The sequence below is a fragment of the Duganella sp. GW821-FHT07F09 genome (assembly GCF_059418705.1).
On the sequence record NZ_JBWKQJ010000005.1, the window covers coordinates 79,440 to 98,818 of the forward strand.

Below are 19,379 nucleotides of genomic sequence, written 5' to 3' on the forward strand. Positions count from 1 at the left end.
CGGCGCGCCCTTTTTTGCCCGGACAATCCGCAGTAGCGGCTATCCGTCGAACTAGGTGGGACTAGTTGCTGAACAGCTTGAGGAGGGAAGGCAGCAACTGCGAAATGAAGATCGCCCCGACCACCCACAGGATGATCGAGGTCTTCGCTTCCGCAATATCCGTCTTTATGGCGGCCATCGTCTCGACAATCTCAGCCTTAATGACGGCCCTTAATTCTGCAAGGTCAGCCCTGATGGCGGCCCCTAATTCTGCGAGGTCGGCCTTGGTGGCGTACCTTAACTCTGCAATATCAGCCCTAAAGGCGGCTCTTGATTCTGCAATAGCCGCCCTGATTGCACAGCCCGCAACTTCGCCGGCTTCAAATTCGTTTTTTCGTTCATCCGGCAAGGGCTGGCAACTCATTTTCTAACCTCCGGCTAGTCGTGTGTTTGATCCATCTGACCGTAAAAAATTCCTTCTAGCCGTAAATACAATGCAAACCCGACGACAGGTTAACTTCATTAATCAGTCCACCTTATAAGTCCATCCCGATTCACCCCACTTATCGAACGAATGCGATTGCCCTACAGTGTCACACCGAGTCACTGTCAGGAAACACCGCATGCCCACACCTTCCACCACGCCGCACAAAGCGGCGATCCTCGGCATCATCCTGGTCAGCTACGTGATGATCGTGCTCGACACGTCCGTCGTGCTGACCGGGCTGCCCAGCATCCACCGCGAGTTGGGATTCACCGATAACGGGCTGGCCTGGGTGCAAAGCGCCTATACGTTGACGTTCGGCGGCTTCCTGCTGCTGGCGGCGCGCGCGGGCGACCTGATCGGCCGGCGCCGCATGCTGGTGCTGGGACTTGGCTTGTTCACGCTGGCCTCGCTGGCGATCGGCCTGGCGCCGACGCCGGCCTGGCTGGTCGGCGCGCGCGCGGTGCAGGGCTTGGGCGCCGCGATCCTGGCGCCGTCCACGCTGGCGTTGCTGCAAACGACGTTTGCCGAAGGCGCCGAGCGCGTCCGCGCCGTGTCCTACTACAGCGCCGTGGCCGGCATCGCCGCCAGCGTCGGCCTGGTGCTCGGCGGCGTGCTGGCCGAGTGGCTGTCCTGGCGCGTGGGCTTCTTCATCAACCTGCCGATCGGCGCCGCGATGGTCTGGGCGGCCTTGCGCTATATTCGGGAAACCCCGCGCGGCAGCGGCAAGTTCGACGTGATCGGCGCGCTCGCCTCCACGGCCGGCATGACCGCCCTCGTATTCGGCTTGATTCGTTCGGCCAGCGCCGGCTGGCTCGACACGGTCACCCAGGCGGCGGTCGCCTCGGGCCTGCTGTTGCTGGCGCTCTTCATCGTCAACGAGCGTTCCGCGCCGCAGCCCATCATGCCGCTGCGCCTGTTTGCCGATCCAGCGCGCGCGGCAGCCTACGGTGCCCGCATGCTCTTTCTGGGCGCCATGATCGGCTTCTTCTTTTTCACCACCCAGTATCTGCAAGTGGTGATGCGGTATCCGCCGGCCACCACCGGCCTGGCGTTCTTGCCGATGACTACCGTTAATTTTGCCGTGGCGTTGCTGGTGCCGCGCCTGACGTCCCGGTTCGGTAATGGCCGGTTGCTGGCGGCCGGACTGGCCGTCTGCCTGGTGGGCATGGCGTGGTTGAGCCAGGTCTCGGCGGCCGACGCCTACCTGCTCGGCGTGGCGCTGCCGATGGTTTTGATCGGCGCCGGCCAGGGCATGACGCTCAGTCCTTTGACGGCGGCCGGCATCGTCGGCGTAGCGCCGAGGGACGCCGGGGCGGCATCGGGCATAGTCAACGTGGCCCACCAGCTCGGCAATTCGCTGGGGCTGGCGGCGCTCGTCGCGGTGGCGGCCTATGGCGCCGACGCCGCCACCGGGGCGGCCTTGCTGATGCACCGCGTCAACACCGCACTGGCGTGTTCCGCCGGTTTTCTGGTGCTGGCGCTGCTGCTGGTGGCGTGCTTTATTCTCCGCCCAAAACGATGAGAAGCGCCGGCTCTCGCCGCTATTCATCAGCCTGGCTAATAAGACCATGCGCATTTCAACCGTAGCCGCACGTTAGCGCAGCGGCTACATTGTAAGCTCTACAAAACGAGGACACACGATGGACTTCAGCGATCTTAAACTTACCCGCCGCGACGTACTGAAGGCGGGCGCCGCTTCGGCCACGGCCGTCGCCGTGCCTTCGTTTTCCGGCGCCCAAACCACTGCGGTGGGCGCCTCCCCGCCGGTGCTGGCCAACGTGGCGTTCTCCGTCAACGGCCAGACGCACTGGCTGGAGCTCGACACCCGCACCACCTTGCTCGACGTGCTGCGCGAGCACCTGCACCTGACCGGCACCAAGAAGGGCTGCGACCATGGGCAGTGCGGCGCCTGCACCATCGTGCTCGATGGCAGGAGGGTCAACGCCTGCCTGACGCTGGCGGTCATGCATGAAGGCGCGGCCATCACCACCATCGAAGGCTTGGGAACGCCCGAGCGCCTGCATCCGATGCAGGCCGCGTTCATCAAACACGACGGCTACCAGTGCGGCTACTGCACACCGGGGCAGATCTGTTCCGCCGTCGCGGTGCTCGACGAAATCAAGCGCGGCATTCCCAGCCACGCGAGCGCCAGCCTCACCGAACGCCCGCTAATGAGCGCTGAGGAGATCCGCGAACGCATGAGCGGCAACATCTGCCGCTGCGGCGCGTACGCCAACATCCTCGATGCGATCGAGGAAGTCGCGCGGGGGGCCGCATGAAGGCCTTCACCTACCAGCGCGCCGCCAACCCGGCCGACGCCGCCGCGGCGGCGGCGCGCACGCCCGGCGCCAGATTCATCGCCGGTGGCACCAATCTGCTCGATCTGATGAAACTGGGCATCGAATCGCCGGCCCACCTGATCGACGTGAATGGCCTGGGCCTGGACCGCGTCGAACCCACGGCCGACGGCGGCCTGCGCATCGGTGCACTGGTGCGCAACGCGGACCTGGCAGCCGATGAGCGGGTGCGGCGCGATTACGCCGTGCTGTCGCGCGCCTTGCTCTCCGGCGCCTCGGGGCAGTTGCGCAACAAGGCCACCACCGCCGGCAATCTGCTGCAGCGCACGCGCTGCGCCTATTTCTATGACACCAACCAGCCGTGCAACAAACGGGTGCCCGGCAGTGGCTGCTCGGCCATCGGCGGCGTCAATCGCCAGCACGCGGTCATCGGCGCCAGCGCCGCCTGCATCGCCACCTATCCCGGCGACATGGCGGTGGCCATGCGCCTGCTGGACGCCACGGTCGAGACCGTGCGTCCCGGCGGCGCCACCCGCGCGATTCCGATCGCGGACCTGCATCGCCTGCCGGGGGAGACCCCGCATGTCGACACGGTGCTCGAACCGGGTGAATTGATCACGTCGGTCGTGCTGCCCACACCGCTCGGCGGGGTCCACGTCTACCGCAAGGTGCGCGACCGCGCCTCGTACGCGTTCGCGCTGGTCTCGGTGGCGGCGGTGATCCAGCCGGACGGCGGCGGGCGCGTCGCCATCGGCGGCGTGGCCCCCAAGCCGTGGCGGATCGAATCCGCCGAGGCCCGCCTGCCGCAGGGCGCCAAGGCGGTCGCCGACGCCTTGCTGGCCGGCGCCAGGCCCACCGAAGAGAACGCGTTCAAGATCGTCCTGGTCGAGCGCACCCTGAACGCCGTGCTGGCCGCGGCCAAGCGAGGATAAGCGATGAAATTTACGACACCGGCAACCACCAACCCGATCGACAGCCTGAAAGTGGTGGGCAAACCGACCGCGCGCATCGACGGCCCGCTTAAAACAACCGGTAGCGCGCCCTACGCCTACGAACACCGCGCGCCGTCCGCCGGCGCCGTCCACGGTTATGTGGTGGGCGCCGGCATCGCCAAGGGCCGCATCGTCTCGCTCGACCTGACGGCGGCCCGCGCGGCGCCGGGCGTGCTGACCGTCATCACGGCGCAGGATGCCGGCCCGCTCGACGTCGGCGGTTTCTATGTGGCGCGCGCGCTCGCCGGCCCCGAGGTGCAGCATTATCATCAAGCGGTGGCCCTGGTGGTGGCCGAGACGTTCGAGCAGGCGCGGGCCGCCGCGCAGCTGGTGCGGCCGCGCTACGCGGCGGCGCCGGGCGCCTTCGATCTTGAAGCGCAACGGGCAAAGTTGCCAGCGTCCGCGCCGACACCGCCGGGGAGGGCGTCGTCCATCGGCGACTTCGAGGGCGCGTTCGCGCAAGCGGAAGTGACGGTGGACCAGATGTACACCACGCCGTACCATTCGCACGCGATGCTGGAGCCGCACGCCACCATCGCCGCGTGGGACGGCGACAAGCTGACCTTGTGGACCGCGATTCAGCTGGTGGGTTGGGGCGTGCGCGACATCGCCAAGATCCTCGGCATGCCGAAGGAAAAGGTGCGCATCGTGGCGCCCTACATCGGCGGCGGTTTCGGTGGCAAGGGCTCGATCCTGTGCGACGCGGTGCTCGCCGCGCTGGCGGCGCGGCGCACCGGCCGGCCGGTCAAGGTGGCGCTGCCACGCCCGCTCATGTTCAACAACACCACGCACCGCTCGGCGACCATCCAGCGCATCCGCCTGGGCGCGGGCAAAGACGGACGCCTGACCGCGATCGGCCATGAAAGCTGGTCCGGCAACCTGGGCGACCGGCCGGAGGCGGCCACCGCGCCCACGCGCCTGCTGTACGCGGGCGCGAATCGCATGACGCGGCTGCGGGTGGCGCACCTGGATCTGCCGGAGGCCAGCGCGATGCGGGCGCCGGGCGAAATGCCGGGCATGATGACCCTGGAAATCGCGATGGACGAGCTGGCGGAAAAGCTGGGCATGGACCCGGTGGCGCTGCGCGTGCTCAACGACACCCAGGTCGATCCGGAGTCGCCGGACAAACCGTACTCGCAGCGTCAACTGGTGGCGTGCCTGCGGCGCGGCGCCGAGCAGTTCGGCTGGAGCCGGCGCAGTGCGCGGCCGGCCGCGCGCCGCGAGGGACGCTGGCTGATCGGCATGGGCATGGCCTCGGCCATCCGTGGCGCGCCGGTGGTCAAATCGGCCGCGCGCGTGCGGCTGGCGCGCGACGGCCGGCTGACGGTGGAAACCGACATGACCGACATCGGCACCGGCACCTACACCATCCTGGCGCAGACGGCGGCCGAAATGCTGGGCGTGGGCCTCGACCGCGTCGAGGTGCGGCTGGGTGATTCGCTCTTTCCGCAAGGCGCGGGGTCGGGCGGCCAGTTCGGCGCGGCCTCGTCGACGGCCGGCGTCTACGCGGCCTGCGTGAAGCTGCGCGAACTGGTGGCCGCCCGCCTGGGGCTGAGCGGCACCGACATCGAGTTCGTCAACGGCCGGGTACGGGCGGGCGGCAACAGCCGGCCGTTGCTCGACGCCGTGGCCGCAGGCGAGCTGGCCGGCGAGGACGCCATGGAGTACGGCGACCTGTCCAAGCGCTACGCGCAGCAGACGTTCGCGGCGCACTTCGTCGAGGTGGCGGTCGACGGCGACACCGGCGAGATCCGCGTCCGCCGCATGTTGGCGGTGTGCGCGGCCGGGCGCATCATCAACCCGCTGGCCGCTCGCAGCCAGATCATCGGTGCCATGACGATGGGCGCCGGCGCGGCGCTGATGGAGGATCTGGTGGTCGACAAGCGTGCCGGCTACTTCGTCAACCACGACCTGGCCGGCTACGAGGTGCCGGTCCACGCCGACATCCCGCGCCAAGAGGTGGTGTTCCTCGACGAGGTGGATGCGACCGCCGGGCCGCTCAAGGCCAAGGGCGTGGGCGAGCTGGGGATCACCGGCGTGCCGGCCGCGATCGCCAACGCGGTCTACAACGCCACCGGCATCCGGGTGCGGCACTACCCGATCACGCTCGACAAATTGCTGGCGCACCTGCCGGCGATGGACGGCGCCGGCGCGGCCGACGGTCAGCCGGGATAGCGCAGCGCGTCGACCAGCAGCGTAAAGGCGGAGGAGGGGTGGCGCCGGCTCGGGTAGTACAGCCGGTAGCCGGACGACATCGAACACCAGTCGTCGAGCACCGCCACCAGGCGGCCCTGGTCGATGTGCTCCCGGACCTGGTCCTCCGGCAGAAAAGCCAGTCCCAGTCCGTCGAGCGCGGACTGCAAGCGCAGGGCCAGGTTGTTGAAGGTTAGTTGGCCGTCGACCCTGACCTTGACGTCCTTGCCGTCCCGGCAGAAATCCCAGATGTAAAAGCCGCCGTGCGTCGGCATGCGCATGTTGATGCAATTGTGGTGCGTCAGGTCTTGCGGCGTCACCGGCGGCCGATGGCGTTCGAAGTAGGCCGGCGCGCCGACCACCAGCCACCGCAGGTCGCCGCTGATGCGCACCGCGATCATGTCCTTGGCGACCTGATCGCCAAGGCGCACGCCGGCGTCGTAGCGGTCCGCGACGATATCGGTCATGCGGTTTTCGGCGATCAGTTCGACATGGATATCGGGGTAGAGCGGCAGCAGCCGTGCCAGCGCCGGCTGCAGCACCGTCAGCGCCGGGTGCTCGCCGGCGCTGATGCGGATGGTGCCGGAGGGCTTCAGGCGGCGTTCGCGCAGCATCGCCAGCTCGGCTTCGATCTCGTCGAAGCGGGGCGCCACCGTGCGCAGCATATGCTCGCCCGCCTCGGTGGGCGAGACGCTGCGCGTGGTGCGCACCAGCAGGCGCAAGTCGAGCCGTTCTTCCAGCGTGCGGATGGTCTGGCTGAGCGCCGATTGCGAGACCCCCAGTTTCGCCGCCGCCTTGGTGAAGCTGCCTTCCTTCGCCACCGCGATGAACGCCAGGATCTCGTTGTAATTGGAGAATTGCATTAATCAGTTCCGCTAATAAGTTTATCCCGACTTTAGCACCTATTCGCACAATTGCGCAGCCGGTACATTAGCAGGGAATTACAAGTTTTAAGCAACGGCGAAAGGGCTGGTCATGAAAATTATTACGGGGTTGCTGCTGGCTGGCGCGTTGTCCGGCGCCGGCGCCGGCGCGGAGGAGGGCGGCGGGGCGCAGACCATCGTCAGGGCGGGAACGGTGGCGTCCACGCCCGGCCCGCCGGAGTATTTCACCGGCCAGGTCCGGGTCGACAGGCTGTCGCCGGCAACGGCCGACATCAACGCTTCCACCGCCTATGTGACGTTTGAACCGGGCGCGCGCTCGGCATGGCACACGCATCCGAAGGGGCAATATCTGATTGTCACGGCGGGAGCCGGCCTGACGGGGCAGTGGGGCAAGCCGGTCCAGCGGATACGGCCCGGCGACGTCGTGTGGTGCCCTCCCGGCGTCAAGCACTGGCACGGCGCCGCCCCGGACGCCGCGCTGACCCACATCGCGCTGACCGGCGCCGACAACGGCAAGAGCGTGGAATGGATGGAGAAAGTCAGCGATGAGCAGTATCAAGCCCGTTAAAGCGCCGCGCGCCGGCCGCCTTAAGGTCGCCGCAGCCTTGGCCGTGGGCCTGGCGCTGGCATATGCGCCGAGCGGCGCCGAACCAATCAAGGAGAAACCTTCCATGCAAAACGAACAGACACTATCCGCCAGCCGGCAGGCGATCGGGCCGATCGCGGCGTTCGCGGCGGCCGGCGACATCGGCAGGCTAAAGGGCGCCCTCGAGCACGGCCTGGACGCGGGCTTGACCGTCAGCGAATGCAAGGAGATCCTGGTCCAGCTGTATGCCTATGCCGGCTTTCCGCGCAGCCTGAATGCGTTGACCGGGCTGATGCAGGTGCTGGAAGAGCGCAAGCGGCGCGGCATCGTTGACGCGCCGGGCAGCGATCCCGCTCCGGCCCTGACCGGCGAGGCGCTGCTGGCTTCCGGCACGGCGAACCAGACCAAGTTGGTCGGCGCTCCGGTCAAGGGGCCGGTATTTGAATTCGCGCCGGCCATCGACCAGTTCCTCAAGACCCACCTGTTCGGCGACATCTTCAACCGTGACAACCTGGACTGGCACAGTCGCGAACTGGCGACCGTCGCCGCGCTGGCGTCGCTCAGCGGACTGGAGGCGCAGTTGCAATCGCACGTGAGGGTGAGCATGAACGTCGGCATCAGCGAGGCGCAACTGCGGCAATTCATTCAGGTGCTGGCGACGCGCGTCGATACCGCGACGGCTCAACGCGCCCAGGCCGCGCTGGACGAGCAACTGGCCAGCCGCTGAGGTAAGCAAATACGAGTGGGCGAGCTTCCTAGCGCCTCGCTCAACGCGCCGGTGGCGGCACGCTGACGCCGGCGTCGGTCTGCACCACCGGCTTCATGGTGCCGTCGGCGTTGTATTGCAAATGTTCGACGGTGACCGCGCGGCGTCCGATCGCGCCGTTCATGTCGCCGATCGCCAGCGTGGCATTGTGCAGGAACAGATACCAGTTGTCCTTGAACTGGACGATGCCCGGATGGATCGTGAAGCTGTACTTGCCGGAGCCGGTCAGCAGGCCGCGATAGGTCCACGGGCCGGTGATCGAAGGCGCCGTCGAATACGACACATGCTCGTCGCGCTGCGTGGCGCGGTCGAGCGAGGCGTAGGTCAGGTAATACAGGTCGCCGCGCTTGTGCAGCCACGGGCCTTCTTCGAAGTGCGGCGGCGTGATCTCCTGGATCGGGCCGTCGAGCTCCACCATGTTGGGTTTCAGCTTGGCGATGTAGCACTGGCGGTTGCCCCACGCCAGCCAAGTGGTGCCGTCGTCGTTGGTGAACACGGTGGGATCGATGTCCTCCCAGCTGTGCGTGCCCTTGGGCGTCATCTTGTTGGTGACCAGGGCCGACCCGCGCGCGTCGACGAAGGGGCCGGTCGGCTTGTCCGATACCGCCACCGCGATCGCCTTGCCCGGATTGGTGGCGTCATGCTCGACGGCGGCGTAGAAATAGAACTTGCCGTTCTTCTCGATGGTTTGCGACGCCCAGGCGTCGGCCTTGGCCCATTTGAAATCCTTCACGTTCATGATGGGCGCGTGGCTGGTCCAGGTGCGCATGTCCTTGGTCGAGTAGACCAGCCACTCGCGCATGTTGAACATTTCGTCGCGCTGCGCCTCGTCATGCCCGACGTACAGATACAACGTATCGCCGACCACCAGCGGGGCGGGATCGGCGGTGAATTTGTCGCGGATGATGGGATTCGAGCCGGCGGCGCCGGGCGCGGCTTGCGCCGACGCCGCCAACGCCATGGACAGGGCGCACAGCGCCATCCAACCCCGACTTTTTCGCGGGCGCACTTTACCTTTGTCTTGCATCGTCGTCTCCACTATTTTGTTTTGGCGCAACTGCGGTAATCATTCCCTAACAAAAAATGATATGCGCTAACATTGGCGTGCTTTTATGGTAACTTGTGGTGGCACAGGATGTCCAACAATATTTCCCGGTGGCGGATCGCGCTGTCCGGGACCCATATGGAGCGGCAAATGATCTTGGTAAAACAACTGAAAATCCGATTCGCGTTGACGATACTGGCCTGCTCGCTGGCCGCCAACGCGCTCGCTGGCGAGGACGGTATGACACCGATCCCGGCGCCAGCCCAGCCCGACGCGATCACGCTGGACACGGGCGTCCTTCCGGGCGCGACGGCGTCGGAAAGCTGGCACCGTCAATACGGCAGCGTGTTCGCCCGCAACGTCACGGTCGCCACGTTGACGCCGGTCCTGCCGCCGGCGGCGAAGGCGACCGGCGCCGCCGTCATCGTCGCTCCCGGCGGCGGTTTCCGCACGCTGTCGATGGAGAACGAGGGCTGGGCGGTCGCCAGGGCGCTGGCCGACAAGGGCGTGGCGGCGTTCGTGCTGAAGTACCGCCTGAACCAGACGCCGGCGGACATGGCCGGCTTCGAGCGCTCGATGGCGGAGATGTTCTCGTCCACGGCCAAGCGGCCGCCGGCCCCGCAAGATCCGGCCGCCGCCTATGCGCCGCAGATCGCCGACGCCCGCGCCGCGTTCGCGCTGGTGCGCGCGCGCGCCAAGGGATGGCATGTGGACGCGGACCGCGTCGGCATGCTCGGTTTCTCCGCCGGCGCGATGCTGACCATGGCAACCACATTGCACGGGCAGGACGCGAAGCCGGCCTTCATCGCCAACATCTACGGGCCGCTGTCGACAGTGACGGTGCCGGCCGGCGCGCCGCCGCTGTTCGTCGCGCTGGCCGCCGACGACCCGTTCTTCGCCAACGGCGGCTTCGGCCTGATCGACAGTTGGCGCGGCGCCAAGCGCCCCGTGGAGTTCCACCTGTACGAGCAGGGCGGCCATGGATTCGGCATGTACCAGAAGACCGCCACCAGCACCGGATGGTTCGACGGGTTCACACGTTGGCTCGGCATGCACGGCTACCTGAAGCCGCGTTGAAAACTTCCGGCGTGGCCGCCTGACCACAGTCGGCCCGGTCGCGAACCACCTGCGGCGCGATGTTAGCGCTTATCATTTTATCGATAACGTTCTATGGCAACCATAAGTGGCGATATCGGTTTGGATATCGCAGTCGAAAAAAAAGTTATTGGTTATTCGATAATCAGATGGCTACATTCAATTTGTTAGTAAGTTAATTTCGGTGTTTTACTAAACATCAACGTGCCACGGAGGTGACCAACAACGACCCCTGCAGTATGAAAGCAGGGCGGCCGAGACGACCGCCCGCACCACGACACACTAAAAAAAATAGATGGAGACCAAATGAAATCACCATGTCAACGCAGCTTGATGAACCTCGCCGTCGCCGGCGCCTGCGCGATGTTCGCGATGCCCGGCCAGGCCCAGCAGACGCCGAATGAACCGCAACCTCCTGTTAGCGCTACCACCGTTCCTGGCGAGGTCAAGCCTGCCGACGCCGCCGCAGGCGCACCGACCGCCGCACCCGAGCCGGCGGCCGCGACGCCGGAAAACACCGTGGTCGTGTCCGGTTCGCGCATCGCCGCGCGCGGTTTCAACCAGCCGACCCCGACCACCAGCCTGACCAGCGCCGACCTCGACAAGGCGGCCAAGCCGAACATCTTCGAAACGCTGACCGAATTGCCTGCGCTGCAGGGCAGCACCGGCCGCACTGTCAACACCTTCAGCACTTCGAGCGGCCTGCAGGGCCTGTCGTCGCTGTCGCTGCGCGGCCTCGGCACCAACCGCACCCTGACCCTGCTCGACGGCCAGCGCGTGGTCGGTGCCAACGTCACCGGCGTGACCGACGTCAGCCAGTTCCCGCAACTGCTGGTCAAGCGCGTCGACGTGGTCACCGGCGGCGCCTCGGCGTCCTACGGGTCGGACGCCATCGGCGGCGTGGTCAACTTCATCACCGACAAGAAATTCAGCGGCTTCAAGGCCCATGTCGGCGGCGGCATGACCACCTACGGCGACGACAAGAACGGCACCGTGCAAGCTGCCTGGGGCAAGGCCTTCGCCGGCGACCGCCTGCACGTGACCGTCAGCGGCGAGTTCACCAAGCAGGGCGGCATCGATTCGCCCGGCTTCGGCGAGGTCGGCCCGAACGGGCGCGACTGGTACAAGAATCCGGCCTTGCAGGAATCGACCAAGGACATGCAGGCCGCCGGCCTGCCGCGCTACACCAGCATCCTGCACGCCCAGCACCAGCAGTACGCCAAATACGGCCTGATCACCGGCGGCGCGCTGCGCGGCACGGCGTTCGCCGCCAACGGCTCGCCTTATCCGTTCCAGTACGGCACCAACTGCGTCGGCAACTTCTGCGTCGGCGGCGACCTCTCCGGCAGCGTCGGCGCCGGCACCAACCTGGCGATGAACTTCAAGCGCAAGGTGGCCTACACCCGCGTGTCGTGGGACCTGGACGCGGACAACGAGATCTACGTCACCGGCAACTGGGCCGAGGTGACGTCGGTGTTCTCGCCAAGCCCGGGCGCGGCCAAGCAAGGCAACCTGGCCATCAAGTGCGACAACGCCTTCCTGCCGGCCTCGGTGGCGGCCGGTTGCGCCTCGGGCTATCCGGGCGGCACCATGCCGGTCGGCACCGCCAACGCGCAGTTCCCGGAGTTCATCAACGTCCATCCGACCCGCACCCAGCGCCGCGTGGTGGTCGGCGCCAACGGCAAGTTCGGCCTGTTCGGCAAGGAATGGTCGTACGACGCCTACGCCGAGCACGGCGAGAACACCACCGTGCTGCGCGTGCAGGACATCACGCTCAACCCGCGCTACAACTTCGCCATCGACGGCGTGCGCGACGCCGCCACCGGGCAGATCGTTTGCCGCAGCGCGGCCGCGCGCGCGGCCGGCTGCCTGCCGATCAACATCTTCGGCAACAACCCGATCGACGCCGCGACCTGGAACTACATCGCGCCGTCCAACGGGCCAAGGCAACACACCGATTCGAGTCAAAATGTAGTTAGCGCTAACATCAACGGTACGGTGGCCGAGGGCTGGGCCGGTCCGATCTCGATGGCGTTCGGCGCCGAATGGCGGCGCGAGAAATACTCGGTCTATGGCGACCCGTACGGCGCGGGCGTGGCCTACGAATCGCCGTACAGCGCCAGCTATCCGCAGGACCCGACCTTGTCGGCCACTGGCGACAACTGGTTCGCGGGCAACTACCACAACGGCAAGGGCTCGTTCAACGTCAAGGAGGCGTATGTCGAGTTCAACATCCCGTTCCTGAAATCGGCCACCTGGGGCGAGGCCAACCTGAACCTGGCCGACCGCGAGGAGAAGTACAGCACCGCCGGCAAGGCGCGCGCCTGGAAGCTCGGCGCCACCTGGCAGACGCCGATCGACGGCCTGCGCCTGCGCGCGGTCAGTTCGGCAGACGTGCGCGCGCCCAACCTGAGCGAGCTGTTCGCCGCCACCACGGTCACCAACCAGGCGGTCAACAACAACCAGGGCCAGTCGATCCAGGTGCAGCAACGCAATGTCGGCAACCCGGACCTGAAACCGGAGAGCGCCCGCAACAACTCGTTCGGCGTGGTCCTCAGCCAGCCGAGCTGGGCGCGTAACTTCAACCTGTCGATCGACTACTACGACATCAAGGTCAAGAACGTGATCAGTTCGTTGGGCCCGCAACAGGAGGTCGACCTGTGCTACGCCGGCTTCCAGCAGGTATGCTCGGCCGTGTCGATCAACGGGCCGGCCGGCACCAACTTCGTGTTGGCGCAAGCGTTCAACTTCGCCTCGCTGCACACGCGCGGCATCGACTTCGAGGCCGCCTACCGCGCCAATCTGAGCGACTACGGCGTGCCGGGTACGGTCACCTTGCGCGGGCTCGCCAGCCGCATGATCCACTCTCTCTCGGACCCCGGCCTGCCGGGCACGATCCCGAGCGAGGGCGCCGGCAACATGTTCGGTAGCACGCCGAAGTGGAAGGCGCTGCTGCAGCAATCGTGGGACTACGGCAAGATCGGCCTGACGTTGTCGCAGCGCTGGATCGGCGCCGGCGTGTACAACAACGAGTACATCGAGTGCCAAACCAACTGCCCGCTGCCGACGGCGGCGCACCCGACCATCTACGACAACCACATCCCGGGCGCGGTCTACGTCGATTTCGGCGCGACCTACAAGTACTCGCCGCAAATCACCGTCTACGGCAAGATCGACAACCTGGCCGACCGCGCGCCTGTGCTGCTGCCGCAGACCAACCTGAGCTACGGCATCAACCCGGCCATTTATGACGTGGTGGGCCGCACCTACCGCGCCGGCGTGCGGATGGCGTTCTAACATGGAGCGAACCTCATCACAGCGCGCGATCCCGCAAGCGTGGCGGGCGGCGTTGCTCATGGCGCTGGCCATGGCGACGCCGCCCGCCACGGCCGCCAACCCCATCGTCCAGACCAAATTTACGGCCGATCCGGCGCCGCTGGTGCACGACGGCGTGGTGTACCTGTACGCCAGCCACGACGAGGACGATGCCGCCGACTTCAAGATGCTCGACTGGCTGTTGTACTCATCCACCGACATGGTCAACTGGACCGACCATGGCGTGGTCGCCTCGCTGGCCACGTTCCCGTGGGCCGTGCAGAGTAACGACGCCTGGGCGCCGCAAGTGATCGCGCGCAACGGCAAGTTCTACCTGTACGCGCCCGTCAGCGTGGCCGGCTGGCCCAAGAACGTCATCGGCGTGGCGGTCGCGGACAACCCGGCCGGCCCGTTCAAGGACGCGCTGGGCAAGCCATTGATCGATGTGGCCGAGGGCTACTTCGACCCGACCGTCGCCATCGACGACGACGGCCAGGCCTATCTGTACTGGGGCAATCCGCATCTGTGGTACGTCAAGCTCAACGAGGACATGGTGTCGTACTCAGGCCCCATCGTCAAAAGCGACAGCAAGCCGGCCGACTACCAGGAGGGGCCGTGGTTCTACAAGCGTGACAAGCATTACTACATGGCCTACGCGTCCACCTGCTGCCCGGAGGGCATCGGCTACGCGATGGCCACGTCGCCGACCGGCCCGTGGCAGTACAAGGGGCCGGTCATGCGGGCGAACGCGGCGTCCACCGGCAACCATCCCGGCATCATCGACTACAAGGGCAATTCCTATGTCTTCGGCTTCAACTACGAGCTGAACTTCGCCCAGTCGCCGGTGCACCGGGAGCGGCGCTCGGTCACGGTCGCCAAGTTCAGCTACAACGCCGACGGCACCATCCCGGCGCTGCCATGGTGGGACCGGGACGGCGTCGAGCAGCTCGGGCGCCTCGACCCGTACCGCCGGGTCGAGGCCGAGACCATCGCCTGGACTTCGCGCATCAAGCAGGACGTGGACCGCCCGTTCGACTGGGCGCCGGGCGTGCGCACCGCCAAGGGGCCTGGCGCCGGCATGCACGTGGCCGACATCGTCGACCGCACCTACATCAAGGTGGCGGGCGTCGATTTCGGCGCGGCGGGGCCGAAGCGCTTCGCCGCCAGCGTGGCCAGCGGCGGCAGGGGCGGGCAGATCGAGCTTCGCCTCGGCAACGTGCAAGGCCCGGTGCTGGGCACCTTGACGGTGCCGAACACCGGCGGCTGGCAGAGCTGGCGCACCGTCGAAACGTCGGTCGGTGGCGCCACCGGCGTGCACGACGTGTTCTTCGTCTTCAAGGGCAAGTACCGGGCGCCGCTGTTCAACTTCGACCACTGGAGGTTCTTCGCCGGCGCCGCGCCCGCCGGCTAGCAGACAAGCCCCGGGTCGGGAGCCTGGTGCGGGGGTCGCGTGTTAATTTTCCACAATAGAAAAAAATATTCATATTTTCCATTTGTTCAAATTATGGAAAATAATGTAATATTTGGAAAACGGATTGACCGCGGTCCCATCTCCAGGAGTGCATCATGTACCCAAGCGTATCGAAGTTGTCGAAGTCCACCCCACACGACGTTGCGCAAAGGAATGCCCTGGCAGGCGGTCCGCCGCGCCGCCGCGCGCTCTCCATGGCCATGGCCTCGGTCTTTTCGCTTGGCTGCGCGCAAGCGTCGGCCCAGGCCGATGTGGCCGCGGGGGCGGGGCCGGCCGCCGCCGGCGCCGGGATGGAGGTCGTCACCGTGAGCGCGACGCGCCGCCGCGAACCGGTGCGCGACGTGCCGCTGCGGGTCGAAACGCTGGGCGCCGAGACGCTGGAGCGTTCCGGCGCCGCCTCGCTGACCGATTACGTCGGCTCGCTGCCGGGCGTGTACGTCGCCAGCGACGGCGGCCCCGGGCGCGGGCAGGTCAATATCCGTGGCGTGTCGGTCGGCAGCATGGGGGCGCCGACGGTCGGCATCTATGTCGACGAGGTGGCCTTCGGTTCAAGCACCAGCTTCGTCGGCGAGGCGGTGTCGGCGCTGGATCTGTCGCTGCTGGACCTGCATCATGTCGAATTGCTGCGCGGCCCGCAGGGCACCTTGTACGGCGCCGGCGCCATGGGCGGCCTGCTCAAGTACGTCACCAACGAGCCGGACGCCACGGGCTTTTCCGGCAAGGCCGGCCTGGCGCTGCGCGAGAGCAAGGGCGGCGGACTTGGCCACACCGAAAACGCCGTGCTTAACATTCCGCTCAGCGAGGGCGTGGCGGCGTTGCGCGTGGCCGCCTTCAACCAGCGCGACGGCGGCTACGTCCGGGCGACCGGCCGCGTCACGGGTGAGCACGTCAACGACGGCACCACGCGCGGCGCGCGCGCCTCGCTGCAATTCGATCCGAGCCGCGCGCTGCGCGTGCGCCTGACCGCCACCCAGCAAAACATCGAACGCAACGGCACCAACCTGGTCCAGTACGACGCCGGCACCGGCCAGCCGCTGTACGGCGACCTGACGCATCGGCTCTACCGGCCCGAGCCTTACACCATCAAGACCGGCCTGCTGTCCGGCGACATCGAGTACGACCTCGGCTGGGCCAGGCTCAACGTGATCGGATCGAGCCAGCGCTTCAAGGGCGCCACCGCGCTCGACGCCACCGAGATCCTCGGCGGCGAGGGCCTGAACTTCGGCGCGCTCGACAACGCCATCGAACTGCGCAAGCGCACCGCCGAAGTACGGCTGACGTCGGCGCGCGGACCGCTGGAATGGCTGCTCGGCTACTACCACAACAAGGAAACCGGCAGCCGCGAGCAACGGCTGTGGGCGCAAATGGAGGACAACTCCGAGTCGACCCTGGTCACGTCGGGCCAGCCGTCCAATTTCATCGAAAACGCCGTCTACGGCGACCTGACGTGGAATCCGACGCCGGCCTGGTCGGTCACGGTCGGCGCGCGCGCCGCCCGCAACCGCCAGGTCTACGGCACCGTCACCAACGGCGTCAAGGACTTCGAGTCGCCCGGCAAGGACAGCTCCAAGACCTATCTGGCGACCGCGCGCTATTCGCTCGACAAGGTCAGCAGCGTGTACGCGCGCGCCGCCAGCGGCTATCGCCCCGGCGGCCCGAATCCGCCCGCCATCGACCAGAACGGCAACGTGGTGCCGGGCGCGCCGCTGTCGTTCGCCGCCGACACCTTGTGGAGCTACGAGCTCGGTTACAAGGCCGATCTGCTCGACAAGCGCCTGTCGGTCGAGTTGGCGCTGTTCGACATCCGCTGGAACAAGCTGCAGCAGCCGATCGCCGTCGGCGCCACCACGCTCACCGGCAACGCCGGCAAGGCTGAATCGCGCGGGCTGGAACTGGCGCTGCGCTACCAGTTGAACGAGCGGTTCAGTGTCGACGGCAGCCTGGCCTACACCGACGCCAAGCTCAAAGAGGATGCCCCGGCGCTGGGCGCCTCGGGTGAGCGGTTGCCGAACTCGGCCCGGCTGTCGACGATGCTGGGCGGGCGCTACAACTTCGCGCCGGCCGGCAAGCCGGCCTACGTCGGCGTGACCTTGCGCCAGGTCGGATCGCGCAACGCCGGCTTCGACGCACCCACCACGTCGATCCCGAATTTCCGCATGGCCGGCTACACCCTGGTCGACCTGCAGATGGGCGTCGACCTCGACGGCTGGGAGCTTGGCGCCTATGTCCGCAACCTGGCCGACAAGCGCGCGCTGAGCGGCGCCGACACCGCGCTGACGTCGTTCGGCGGGCCGTTGCGCGCCTTCCCGGTGCAGCCGCGCACCTTCGGCATGAACCTGTCGAGGGCCTTCTGATGGCGCGCCCTTTGGTGGTGAAATGGCTGGCCGCGCTGACCTTGGGCGCCTGCTGCTCGTACTTACCGGCGCAGACGCCGCCGGCCACGGCGCCAGCGCTGACGGCGGCCGACGCCGAAATCTGGCTCGACGGCATGATGCCGACCGCCCTGCGCGTCGCCGGCGTGCCCGGCGCGGTGGTGGTGCTGGTCAAGGATGGCAAGCCGCTGCTGCAAAAAGGCTACGGCTACGCCGACCGCGACAAAGCGGTGCCGGTGGATCCGGCCGCGACCCTGTTCCGGCCCGGCTCGATCTCCAAGTTGTTCACGTGGACGGCGGTGATGCAACTGGTGGAGCAAGGCAAGCTCGACCTGGACGTCGACCTCAACCGCTATCTCGACTTCAAGGTGCCCTCACGCAACGGCAAGGCGCTGACCTTGCGCCACGTGATGACCCACACCACCGGCCTGGAGGAGGCGGGCCGCGCGCTGATCGTCTACGACGCGCCCACGCCGGATACCGGCAAGGTGCTCAAGGACTACATTCCGCCTTATCTGTACGAGCCCGGCACCACCGCCGGCTATTCGAACTGGGCCACGTCGCTGGCCGGCTACATCGTCCAGCGCGTTTCAGGCAAGCCGTTCGACGACTACATCGAACAGCACGTCTTCGCGCCGCTGGCGATGAGTCATTCGACGTTCCGCCAGCCGCTGCCGGCCGCGCTGCAAGACATGATGTCGCGCGGTTATCCGAGCGCCGACGATGCGCCGAAGGGCTACGAGGTGGTCAACATGCCGCCGGCCGGCAGCCTGGCGGCCACCGGCGCCGACATGGCGCGCTTCATGCTGGCCTACCTGGGCAAGGGCGAGCTCGACGGCAAGCGCATCCTGCGGCCCGAGACGGTCGAGCTGATGCAGACCAACATCACGCGCGCCATGCCTGACCTCAACGGCATCGGCCTGGGCTTCTACCAGCAGGACATGAACGGCCACCGCGCGGTCGGCCACGGCGGCGACACCAATATGTTTCATTCGGACCTGATCCTGCTGCCGGACGACGGCGTCGGCCTGTATATCTCGGTCAACTCGCCCGGCCGCCACGATCAGGGCAAGTGGCTGCGCGAACACTTATACCGGGAGTTCGCCGACCGCTACCTGCCCGACACGCGTCCGTCGCCGGGACCCGGGGTCGACCTGGCCACGGCCGAGTCGCACGCCGCCATGCTGGCCGGCGCCTACCGCACCACGCGGCGCGAGGACTCGACCTTCCTGTCGATGTTGCAGCTGCTCAGTCCGCTGCGGGTGGAAGCTATCGATAACGGCCGCGTCGCGATCCAGATCGGCGGCAGCCGTGGCGTGTTCCGCGAGGTGCGCCCGTTCCTGTGGCAGGAGGAGCACGGCAAGCGGCGCCTGCAGGCCATCGTCAAGGACGGCAAGGTCGTGCGCTGGGGGCTGGAACCTTACGCGTTCGCCTTCGTGTTCGAGCCGGTGCCGTTCATGGCCGGCACCGGCGCGCTGGTGCTGCTGTTGGGCGCGCTCGGCGTGGCCGTAGTGACCGTGCTGGTGTGGCCGGTCGCCGCGCTGCTGCGCCGCCGCCATGGCGTGGCGCCGCCCGCGCGTCCGGCGACCTGGGTGCGGGTGGCCAGCTGCCTGGTGCTGGTTAGCATCGCCCTGTGGACCGCCACCATCGCCATGACCGAGGAACTCGACCCCAGCGTGCTGCTGAGCTTGGCGCAGGCCTGCACCTTCCTGGCCTTCGTCGGCGGCCTGTTGGCGGCGCTGTGGCACGCCCGCGCCACCTTCACCGGCGGCGGCAAGGCGGCGAAGGCGCTGGCCATCCTGTGGGTGCTGTCGTTCGCCGTGCTGGTGGCGATCGGCTGGTATCACCAATTGTTGAGCTTTAATCCAAACTACTGATCCGCGCGAAGGACCTTTCG

14 protein-coding genes are annotated in these 19,379 nt (G+C 67.0%); 11 read left to right on the forward strand and 3 right to left on the reverse strand.

Annotated features, from left to right (window positions below; all coding sequences use genetic code 11):
* Nucleotides 1–61: 61 nt before the first annotated feature.
* Nucleotides 62–403 (reverse strand): hypothetical protein, encoded by a 342-nt coding sequence (locus tag AC07P1_RS14815; protein WP_494696537.1) that lies wholly within the window; start codon nt 401–403, stop codon nt 62–64.
* 199 nt (nt 404–602) lie between these two features.
* On the opposite strand from AC07P1_RS14815, the gene AC07P1_RS14820 reads away from it, so the two are divergent.
* The 4 genes from AC07P1_RS14820 to paoC all read left to right on the forward strand — a co-directional run bounded on the left by AC07P1_RS14820 (nt 603) and on the right by paoC (nt 5,930).
* Nucleotides 603–1,988, forward strand: a complete 1,386-nt coding sequence (locus AC07P1_RS14820; RefSeq protein ID WP_494696538.1) for an MFS transporter — start codon at nt 603–605, stop codon at nt 1,986–1,988.
* A gap of 118 nt (nt 1,989–2,106) precedes the next feature.
* A complete protein-coding gene (gene paoA, locus AC07P1_RS14825) occupies nt 2,107–2,745 on the forward strand; it encodes an aldehyde dehydrogenase iron-sulfur subunit PaoA (RefSeq protein WP_494696539.1) in 639 nt (212 codons plus the stop codon).
* Complete coding sequence (locus AC07P1_RS14830; RefSeq protein ID WP_494696540.1) at nt 2,742–3,695, forward strand: FAD binding domain-containing protein; 954 nt, start codon at nt 2,742–2,744, stop codon at nt 3,693–3,695. Before paoA ends, AC07P1_RS14830 begins: the two co-directional genes overlap by 4 nt.
* Before the next feature lie 3 nt (nt 3,696–3,698).
* The gene (paoC, locus tag AC07P1_RS14835) at nt 3,699–5,930 is read left to right on the forward strand and encodes an aldehyde oxidoreductase molybdenum-binding subunit PaoC (RefSeq protein WP_494696541.1); all 2,232 of its coding nucleotides are present in this window, start codon (nt 3,699–3,701) and stop codon (nt 5,928–5,930) included.
* On the opposite strand, the gene AC07P1_RS14840 is transcribed toward paoC, so the two are convergent.
* A complete protein-coding gene (locus AC07P1_RS14840; RefSeq protein ID WP_494696542.1) occupies nt 5,918–6,811 on the reverse strand; it encodes a LysR family transcriptional regulator in 894 nt (297 codons plus the stop codon). The genes paoC and AC07P1_RS14840 overlap by 13 nt on opposite strands.
* Nucleotides 6,812–6,923: 112 nt before the next feature.
* Here AC07P1_RS14840 and AC07P1_RS14845 point away from each other — a divergent pair, with 112 nt between their 5' ends.
* On the forward strand, nt 6,924–7,400 hold the full coding sequence (locus AC07P1_RS14845) for a (R)-mandelonitrile lyase (RefSeq protein WP_494696543.1): 477 nt from the start codon (nt 6,924–6,926) through the stop codon (nt 7,398–7,400).
* Nucleotides 7,378–8,145: a carboxymuconolactone decarboxylase family protein gene (locus AC07P1_RS14850; RefSeq protein WP_494696544.1), complete on the forward strand. Its 768-nt coding sequence runs from the start codon at nt 7,378–7,380 to the stop codon at nt 8,143–8,145. The genes AC07P1_RS14845 and AC07P1_RS14850 overlap by 23 nt, the downstream gene beginning before the upstream one ends.
* Before the next feature lie 40 nt (nt 8,146–8,185).
* On the opposite strand, the gene AC07P1_RS14855 is transcribed toward AC07P1_RS14850, so the two are convergent.
* Nucleotides 8,186–9,211 (reverse strand): glycoside hydrolase family 43 protein, encoded by a 1,026-nt coding sequence (locus AC07P1_RS14855; protein WP_494696545.1) that lies wholly within the window; start codon nt 9,209–9,211, stop codon nt 8,186–8,188.
* A 168-nt stretch (nt 9,212–9,379) separates the two neighbouring features.
* Here AC07P1_RS14855 and AC07P1_RS14860 point away from each other — a divergent pair, with 168 nt between their 5' ends.
* The 5 genes from AC07P1_RS14860 to AC07P1_RS14880 all read left to right on the forward strand — a co-directional run bounded on the left by AC07P1_RS14860 (nt 9,380) and on the right by AC07P1_RS14880 (nt 19,359).
* Entirely contained in the window at nt 9,380–10,306 is a 927-nt protein-coding gene (locus AC07P1_RS14860; protein WP_494696546.1) for an alpha/beta hydrolase, read from the forward strand.
* A 324-nt stretch (nt 10,307–10,630) separates the two neighbouring features.
* Nucleotides 10,631–13,621, forward strand: a complete 2,991-nt coding sequence (locus AC07P1_RS14865; protein ID WP_494696547.1) for a TonB-dependent receptor plug domain-containing protein — start codon at nt 10,631–10,633, stop codon at nt 13,619–13,621.
* A gap of 1 nt (nt 13,622) precedes the next feature.
* The gene (locus AC07P1_RS14870; protein ID WP_494696548.1) at nt 13,623–15,050 is read left to right on the forward strand and encodes a glycoside hydrolase family 43 protein; all 1,428 of its coding nucleotides are present in this window, start codon (nt 13,623–13,625) and stop codon (nt 15,048–15,050) included.
* Nucleotides 15,051–15,205: 155 nt separating this feature from the next.
* Entirely contained in the window at nt 15,206–17,464 is a 2,259-nt protein-coding gene (locus tag AC07P1_RS14875) for a TonB-dependent receptor (RefSeq protein ID WP_494696549.1), read from the forward strand.
* Nucleotides 17,464–19,359, forward strand: a complete 1,896-nt coding sequence (locus AC07P1_RS14880) for a serine hydrolase domain-containing protein (protein WP_494696550.1) — start codon at nt 17,464–17,466, stop codon at nt 19,357–19,359. Before AC07P1_RS14875 ends, AC07P1_RS14880 begins: the two co-directional genes overlap by 1 nt.
* The last annotated feature ends 20 nt before the right edge of the window (nt 19,360–19,379 follow it).